Raw genomic sequence first — 6,301 nt, 5'->3', positions numbered from 1 at the left:
ACATGGTTTTTACCAATATCACAGTTAATGGTATCAAACGTGAAATGTGGTTACCTGTCATGGATAGTTCGAATAAGGCGATGAAAGATGAACCATACACATACAAAGTCAAAGAATATAAAGATAAAAATTGGACAGGAAACTATATTGATCGTACTTGTGAAGCAGCAACTATGTTTGATATCAACAAAACAATCATGCGTTGTCTTGTAAAAAATCTAGCAATGTTCGGGCTAGGGTTATATATCTTTGCGGGTGAAGATATGCCAGAAGATGTTTCGATGCTTGAACCAGCTAGCGAAAGAAGCAAAAAGCTATTCTTGGATGCTTTACAACTGGTTGCTAACAAGTACGAAAAATCAATTGATGAAGCAATTGTTGCATTGACTGATGCGGCTTCTATAACCGCTGATGACAGTAAATGGACCAAGAGAGACTTGGGCATTCTAAAACGAGGCGTTAATTGGCTTGAAGATCAGTACAGAGACGAAACAAAAGAGAAGTGATATGAGTGTTTAAACCATTAATCGATTCATATTCAGCGGTTCTGAAAAAATTCAAAGGAAAAGACATAGGCGCAACCATCAATGAAGAAGTGAACATCGAACGTTTGAAGACGATGTACGACGGATATGATGGCGATCGAGTCATTGAAATTCGTTTTATTGATCCTAGACGTTTCACAGTACAGCAACGAAACTTCATCTATGCACTCATAGGCGATATTTTCATCGATACAGGCATGCCAACGGACTTCTGGAAGGAATTCTTCTACTTCCGTTTTGAAGGCGTCACAGGGCGCAAAATAAGCCTGAAAGATGAATCGAATACAACTGTGAGTGATGCTAATGTCTTAGCAAATATTATCCTAGATTTCATCTTTGAACATCATATTCCTTTCAAAGAAGGCTATGAGATTTTACCAGCGAATCAAGAATATTACTTCTACAAATGCATTACAAAAAGAGTTTGTTGCATCTGTGGCAAAACAGGAGCTGACATCGATCACTTTGACAAAGCTTTAGGAAGACGAAAGCGCAAAGAAGTTGATCATTCAGAGTACACATTTGCAGCACTCTGCAGAATCCATCACACGGAGAAGCACAAAATAGGTGTGATCAATTTTAAAAATAAATATCAAATCAAAGGGATTAAGTTAAACCGAGAGACAATCAAAAAACTTAATATAGGTGGCTAAAGTGAGCAGACGTTACGATATTGAATCTCATTTGGAAGAATTAAACAAAACCGAAAGACGATTGCACGAAGAAATCAACGCCCTAGAGAGCGAAATAGATTCTCTGCAAGGCGAGTTAGAAGATTTAGAGTCAAGCTATTGGGATATTCAACAAGAGATAGATGATTTTGAATTTGAATTAAATAGCTTATCAGATGGTGACGATGATGAAGAATATATAGCTGAAAAGTGGTTAAACCAGAAAGAAAGTTTGTTTGATAATTTTGATTTAATCGAGGGAAATAATGATGATTAGTTTAAAAACAGCAGCATTTGAACGAGCATGGCGCACTAAGTATAACAAAATGAGTCCAAGAGACAAATTGTTCTTAGAAATCATGACATTTGCTTTCATCGGTACACAAGCTGAACAAAGCGATATTAGTGTCGAAAAAATTAAGACCAATAGATTAGTTAATGGAATTACAGAGACTTGTTACCAGTACACGATTACTGTCGCGGATGAGGAGGGATAATTTTGACAGAACATCGAAGTTATTACGCCATCATACCTGCAAATGTTAGATATGACGATTCTTTGATACCTAGTGCAAAACTTCTTTATGGGGAAATCACAGCTCTATGTAATGAGAAAGGTTATTGCTGGGCTAGCAATGAGTACTTTGCCAATCAATATAAAGTAAGCAAACCAACCATTCAGAATTGGCTAAAGTCACTTGAAGAAAAGGGCTATATCTATAGAGAAGTTAAGTACAAAGAGGGTAGTAAAGAAATCGAGGCTAGGTATATAAGAATTCTTGGTGGGGGTCACCAAGAAAATTTGGTGGGGGGTCACCAAGAAATCTATCAAGATAATAATACATCTATTAATAATACATTTAATAATACAAAAGAATATATAAGAGAGTTACCGCCTTCGAAAAAATCGAAGGCTAAGCCCATCCGTCATAAATACGGAGAGTATAAAAATGTGCTTTTGTCAGATGAGCAGATGGAGAAACTCAAAACAGAATTCCCTAATGACTACCAAGAGCGAATCGAACGACTGTCAGAGTATTGTGAATCATCTGGTAAGACTTATAAAAACTATTTGGCAACTATTCGAAGTTGGGCAAGGAAAGAAAAAAGTGAACCTAAGAACGCAAGCAGTGGATACAAGCGCACAGGAAGACGAGAGAAGCTTCCTGAATGGGCAATCGACCAAGAAGCCTATCTCAAGAAAAAAGCGCTAGAACGAGCTAATAGACAATCAAAAGCACCATTTTAAGAGGTGGAAAATTGAAAATCGATTATCTAGAACTAATTAATGAAATATCGAACTATAAAAAGGGCGAGGAAATAGACATCCTGAGAGACGTGTATGAACAGCTTGAAGAAGCTGGAATTGAAGGGATTAAGAATGATCGTTCGAGTTGGAGTAAACTCAGATACTATTTCGCACTCTATATCGATACAACACAATTAAGAAATTTAGCATATACCAAATTACTATTTGTTGATTGTGTTAAAGGCTTGCAAAAACATCTTAATGAACTCGAGCAGGTGTAATCAGATGGACCTAAAGACATTTACAGCACAGATCGAATTAATGCATCAAGAAGCTTTAAGACAAAGTGTGTCGTACGAAGACAAGTGGCTCAACACGTTTCATGGCGGACGTGAGAGCGCACTTGATCAAGTACTCAAATTATTGAAAGGAGAATGTCAGGATGGATAAGAAAGCAGCAATGAAACGAATCATCGAACTGACACATTCTGAGAATTGGCAAGAAGACAAAGAAACTGCTTCGGAAGTAAAGAGGCTCGGAAGAGCGATGTGGGCTGACAAAACTAGAGGCGGGAAAAAGCCTCGTCAAATTGCAATTTGGCACGGTGACAAACTTCTAGTGACAGGAACAGCTGAACAGTTAGCAAGTTTAACAGGCTTGCACGAGAAAATCGTGAGGAAAAGAGCTAGGTGTGGATACACAGACGTTAAGAAGAGAACGTTTAGATACGTGGAGGAAGAAATATGCTAGACATGAAAATCGAAGATTATCGAATTACCAGTGATTCTAGAAATATTGTCTTATCGAAGGTAAGACGAGACGAAGAGGGAAACATCCGCTACACAGAAGCAAAAGAAGAATCACGAGCAGATATCGGATACTTCCAAACTGTCTCATCGTGTTTGAAGGCGATACAACGCGATTACGTGTTAAGTGAAGAAAGAACGATAAAAAGTATTATCGAGTACAAAAAAGCGTTAGAAAACATCACTAGACAGTTTGAACAGGCATGTGAGATTGAGGAGGAGAAATAATGGACGAAGAAATGTTAAAAGAAGAGCTAGAAGAACACTTTACTAATCTAGGAAATATCGAGTTGATCGCTAGTGAATCATTTAAGTCACTATACGAAAGCTTAGTTAGAACATTGAAAGAATATTTTGAGGAGGGCAGCAAATGATACCGAAGTTTAGAGCATATTCAACAGAAGAAAATGAAATGTACTATCCGCATAATGACAAAAACGTAGACTGGACAATAGATGATGAAACAGGCTTTATTGCTCCTCTAGTAAATTTAGGAAGCGGCATGTGGGGAATGATAGACAAGTACGAACTCATGCAATCCACAGGAATGAAAGATAAGAATGGTGTGGAGATATTTGAGGGAGATCTAGTATCAATCAGCGTGCAAAATGGATTCGATTATTTAGATAATAAAGTTTGTGTTGTCAAAAATTCAATAGGACATTCGGGATTAGTTTGTGCCACTGTTGATGAAGACTTAGAGTATCGAATTTTTAACACAGAGCTGTTTGAAGAATACACGTATGAAGTCATCGGAAACATCTACGAAAATAGCGAGTTATTGGAGGAACAGCGATGAATAAACAAGAATTGATTGATAAACTAGCAAGCCTTGTAGGTAGCATGGAAGACTTTAAAGGTATAACTGATTTTCATGATGGGAAATATGCGGGTTTAGAACACGCATTAGAACTAATCCAAAAACTAGACGAACCGCAGAAGCCAGTGGTGCCGAAGTTTTTCGATGTTTGGGCAAAACGAGTTATAGCAAAACATGACGAGTTTTATGCTATTTCACTTGTTGCACGTGCAGGTTGGGGATACGGTGTTGATTTTGAACTTAGCGAGAACGGATCATCATCAGAAAACAAAGATCTGTTGTACTGGATTATTGATAAATGTAGTGACAATTATCCTAATAAAAAGAAAGCAATAGAAGCTTTGTTATACGGCTACGAGGTCGAGAAAGAACCGGAATATCATGTGATACTGAGTGAAAATACAGGTGGATGGAAATATACTTTTTTAGATGAAGAGGGAAGTATTGATCGTACAAATAACAAAGCACATATTCCAACTTTTACTGAAAAGAAAGTAAAAGCAATCGATGAAAGATACTGGGTGTTTGCTGTGCCAGTGGAAGAGGGATAAATAGTGTTGACTATTTTAAAACTATATAGAGAGGGATTTAACGAAAAAGTAAGTATCGGTGAATCTATTGAATATTTAGGAGAGAAGTATATCATTATTCGTATTCTTGAAATTAACAAACTTTATTTTAGCAAATCTATTAGTTTAACAGTTAGAGTTCTAGTGCAGAAAGTCGGAGCTTTGAGTGATTATTATAACTGCAAAAGAGAAGTTATTGTGGATAATCGATACGACCAATCAAAAGATGATAAGCGAATAATAAAAATAGGAGATATTATCTTTCCTGAGAAAGGGATAGCATATGAAGTAGTGTCTATCAATAGATTTCGCTATGAATTTGTTGATTTGGTTGTCGAATATTCTGTTCGATTGATCGTTCCGTGGAGTAAAGAAGAAATTAATGAGGCATTAAAAGATGAACGAAGAAGTACATTCAAAGTTTTAGAAGGTGGGAAAGTATGAAATACAAATGCTTAGAAACATTTAGTGTTCCTGAATGGGACGAATTTGAAAATTGTGAGGAAGATCGTGAGTTTATTGTTCACGAAGGGAGTATTTGGAAAAGTGATAAACCTATCGCAGAGGATGACCAAGAAGTATTTTTGAGCAGCGATGGAAGTACTTTAAATGTTGCGAAAGACCTATTTGATTTGATGTTTGAGGTGGCAGAAGGATGAGCAAGGCGTTGAAATGGTTAGAAGCAGAATCAGACAGATTAGAAAAAGAGTGTAACGAGAATAACGACCCTCATAAGACGGTAAATCATAGCTTTTTAGAAGGATTCAATTATGCGCTATTAAATGCCTAAGCTCTTGAACAAATACAGCTAGACGACAACCAGAAAGTCGTGTTGGAATGGCTAGAAGAATATTACACAAAATCACAGTGGCCGTTTCCTTTTTACGTGTTAAAGCATGCAGCAAACGATATGTCAGCGAATATTTTTGGTTTTTATGATGATTTTACTATGAAAGAAGAATTCGAAGTCCTAGCAGCATTCGCTCAATGGGGATTGGGACAGGAGGAAGCGGAATGAAATATATTTATACACCAGTACCATTTACAGAAATAGCAAAAGGGCTAGAAGATGGCAGGCTGAAAGCAAAAGATGTATATTTCGAAACCGCATCTTTTAAAGGAGTTCGTGTATTAAGTGACACAAAGCTAGATTTGAAAGATTGTGTTAAAACAACATTTTATTTTAAAAAAGAGATGGCTTAGGAGAAATAGAAATGAAAACATACACAATCAAGTTTTATGGAAATACAACCTGTGTACACATCCTAAGCGGTCTCAGACTTGACTTTAGAGGATATTCCAAGGATGACCTTTTAGAATCCTTATGGGGTTATGGGTATTTAAATGAAGATGAGCTAGCATACTTAGATGAGTTTACAAATGCTTGGACGATTGAGGAGGAATCAGAATGAAATACGAAATAGCACTAAGCGAAGCAGACATCCAGTCAATTATCAACGGTCGGGAGGTTAGCATAAAAATCCCTGATGGTACTGAAATAGTTATCAGACAAAGTTATTTGAAAGATATGGCAGCTCCTGTATTAATTGATCGTTTTAACGTGACTGATTCTGTGGTAGAGAACCACTTAAAAGAATTTAGATCAAGTATAAACGACACTTTCAGATTAGGGAGTTGAT

At 36.8% G+C, this 6,301-nt stretch carries 19 protein-coding genes; all 19 read left to right on the top strand.

What is annotated here, in order from left to right:
• The coding region (locus A5816_RS08740) for a DUF1071 domain-containing protein (protein ID WP_086311147.1) at positions 1–506 on the top strand (506 nt) is incomplete at its 5' end.
• Positions 507–511: 5 nt separating this feature from the next.
• Positions 512–1,198, top strand: coding sequence for a putative HNHc nuclease (locus A5816_RS08735; protein WP_086311106.1), 687 nt, complete (start codon positions 512–514; stop codon positions 1,196–1,198).
• Position 1,199: 1 nt separating this feature from the next.
• The gene (locus A5816_RS08730; protein WP_086311105.1) at positions 1,200–1,493 is read left to right on the top strand and encodes a hypothetical protein; all 294 of its coding nucleotides are present in this window, start codon (positions 1,200–1,202) and stop codon (positions 1,491–1,493) included.
• Complete coding sequence (locus A5816_RS08725) at positions 1,486–1,713, top strand: hypothetical protein (RefSeq protein ID WP_086311104.1); 228 nt, start codon at positions 1,486–1,488, stop codon at positions 1,711–1,713. Before A5816_RS08730 ends, A5816_RS08725 begins: the two co-directional genes overlap by 8 nt.
• A gap of 2 nt (positions 1,714–1,715) precedes the next feature.
• Positions 1,716–2,465, top strand: a complete 750-nt coding sequence (locus tag A5816_RS08720; RefSeq protein ID WP_086311103.1) for a helix-turn-helix domain-containing protein — start codon at positions 1,716–1,718, stop codon at positions 2,463–2,465.
• An 11-nt stretch (positions 2,466–2,476) separates the two neighbouring features.
• Positions 2,477–2,746, top strand: coding sequence for a hypothetical protein (locus tag A5816_RS08715; RefSeq protein ID WP_002372698.1), 270 nt, complete (start codon positions 2,477–2,479; stop codon positions 2,744–2,746).
• Positions 2,747–2,750: 4 nt separating this feature from the next.
• Complete coding sequence (locus tag A5816_RS16300) at positions 2,751–2,915, top strand: hypothetical protein (RefSeq protein ID WP_179189703.1); 165 nt, start codon at positions 2,751–2,753, stop codon at positions 2,913–2,915.
• A complete protein-coding gene (locus tag A5816_RS08710) occupies positions 2,908–3,216 on the top strand; it encodes a hypothetical protein (RefSeq protein WP_086311102.1) in 309 nt (102 codons plus the stop codon). The genes A5816_RS16300 and A5816_RS08710 overlap by 8 nt, the downstream gene beginning before the upstream one ends.
• On the top strand, positions 3,210–3,500 hold the full coding sequence (locus A5816_RS08705) for a hypothetical protein (protein WP_002311437.1): 291 nt from the start codon (positions 3,210–3,212) through the stop codon (positions 3,498–3,500). The genes A5816_RS08710 and A5816_RS08705 overlap by 7 nt, the downstream gene beginning before the upstream one ends.
• Complete coding sequence (locus tag A5816_RS16295) at positions 3,500–3,646, top strand: hypothetical protein (protein ID WP_179189706.1); 147 nt, start codon at positions 3,500–3,502, stop codon at positions 3,644–3,646. Before A5816_RS08705 ends, A5816_RS16295 begins: the two co-directional genes overlap by 1 nt.
• Positions 3,643–4,071, top strand: a complete 429-nt coding sequence (locus A5816_RS08700; protein WP_086311146.1) for a YopX family protein — start codon at positions 3,643–3,645, stop codon at positions 4,069–4,071. The genes A5816_RS16295 and A5816_RS08700 overlap by 4 nt, the downstream gene beginning before the upstream one ends.
• Positions 4,068–4,643, top strand: coding sequence for a DUF1642 domain-containing protein (locus A5816_RS08695; protein WP_086311145.1), 576 nt, complete (start codon positions 4,068–4,070; stop codon positions 4,641–4,643). The genes A5816_RS08700 and A5816_RS08695 overlap by 4 nt, the downstream gene beginning before the upstream one ends.
• 3 nt (positions 4,644–4,646) lie before the next feature.
• The gene (locus A5816_RS08690) at positions 4,647–5,105 is read left to right on the top strand and encodes a hypothetical protein (protein WP_086311144.1); all 459 of its coding nucleotides are present in this window, start codon (positions 4,647–4,649) and stop codon (positions 5,103–5,105) included.
• A complete protein-coding gene (locus A5816_RS08685; RefSeq protein ID WP_086311143.1) occupies positions 5,102–5,320 on the top strand; it encodes a hypothetical protein in 219 nt (72 codons plus the stop codon). Before A5816_RS08690 ends, A5816_RS08685 begins: the two co-directional genes overlap by 4 nt.
• Positions 5,317–5,451, top strand: a complete 135-nt coding sequence (locus tag A5816_RS16555; RefSeq protein ID WP_256926077.1) for a hypothetical protein — start codon at positions 5,317–5,319, stop codon at positions 5,449–5,451. Before A5816_RS08685 ends, A5816_RS16555 begins: the two co-directional genes overlap by 4 nt.
• A 42-nt stretch (positions 5,452–5,493) precedes the next feature.
• The gene (locus A5816_RS16550) at positions 5,494–5,679 is read left to right on the top strand and encodes a hypothetical protein (protein WP_256926076.1); all 186 of its coding nucleotides are present in this window, start codon (positions 5,494–5,496) and stop codon (positions 5,677–5,679) included.
• Complete coding sequence (locus A5816_RS08675) at positions 5,676–5,864, top strand: hypothetical protein (protein WP_086311142.1); 189 nt, start codon at positions 5,676–5,678, stop codon at positions 5,862–5,864. Before A5816_RS16550 ends, A5816_RS08675 begins: the two co-directional genes overlap by 4 nt.
• Before the next feature lie 11 nt (positions 5,865–5,875).
• Positions 5,876–6,073, top strand: coding sequence for a hypothetical protein (locus tag A5816_RS08670; RefSeq protein ID WP_086311141.1), 198 nt, complete (start codon positions 5,876–5,878; stop codon positions 6,071–6,073).
• A complete protein-coding gene (locus A5816_RS08665; RefSeq protein WP_086311140.1) occupies positions 6,070–6,300 on the top strand; it encodes a hypothetical protein in 231 nt (76 codons plus the stop codon). The genes A5816_RS08670 and A5816_RS08665 overlap by 4 nt, the downstream gene beginning before the upstream one ends.
• Position 6,301 lies beyond the last annotated feature (1 nt).

This window comes from Enterococcus sp. 3G1_DIV0629 (genome assembly GCF_002141285.1).
Classification (GTDB): domain Bacteria; phylum Bacillota; class Bacilli; order Lactobacillales; family Enterococcaceae; genus Enterococcus_B; species Enterococcus_B lactis.
The sequence above is the reverse complement of the archived record's forward strand: the minus strand, read 5'-3'. Positions and strand labels throughout refer to the sequence as shown.

Excerpts from the sequence above, each read along its gene's own strand:
- A5816_RS08725 (WP_086311104.1), top strand. The coding sequence starts at position 1,486 with ATGATTAGTTTAAAAACAGCAGCATTTGAACGAGCATGGCGCACTAAG.
- A5816_RS16300 (WP_179189703.1), top strand. The coding sequence starts at position 2,751 with ATGGACCTAAAGACATTTACAGCACAGATCGAATTAATGCATCAAGAA.
- A5816_RS08710 (WP_086311102.1), top strand. The coding sequence starts at position 2,908 with ATGGATAAGAAAGCAGCAATGAAACGAATCATCGAACTGACACATTCT.
- A5816_RS08705 (WP_002311437.1), top strand. The coding sequence starts at position 3,210 with ATGCTAGACATGAAAATCGAAGATTATCGAATTACCAGTGATTCTAGA.
- A5816_RS16295 (WP_179189706.1), top strand. The coding sequence starts at position 3,500 with ATGGACGAAGAAATGTTAAAAGAAGAGCTAGAAGAACACTTTACTAAT.
- A5816_RS08700 (WP_086311146.1), top strand. The coding sequence starts at position 3,643 with ATGATACCGAAGTTTAGAGCATATTCAACAGAAGAAAATGAAATGTAC.
- A5816_RS08695 (WP_086311145.1), top strand. The coding sequence starts at position 4,068 with ATGAATAAACAAGAATTGATTGATAAACTAGCAAGCCTTGTAGGTAGC.
- A5816_RS08685 (WP_086311143.1), top strand. The coding sequence starts at position 5,102 with ATGAAATACAAATGCTTAGAAACATTTAGTGTTCCTGAATGGGACGAA.
- A5816_RS16555 (WP_256926077.1), top strand. The coding sequence starts at position 5,317 with ATGAGCAAGGCGTTGAAATGGTTAGAAGCAGAATCAGACAGATTAGAA.
- A5816_RS08675 (WP_086311142.1), top strand. The coding sequence starts at position 5,676 with ATGAAATATATTTATACACCAGTACCATTTACAGAAATAGCAAAAGGG.
- A5816_RS08670 (WP_086311141.1), top strand. The coding sequence starts at position 5,876 with ATGAAAACATACACAATCAAGTTTTATGGAAATACAACCTGTGTACAC.
- A5816_RS08665 (WP_086311140.1), top strand. The coding sequence starts at position 6,070 with ATGAAATACGAAATAGCACTAAGCGAAGCAGACATCCAGTCAATTATC.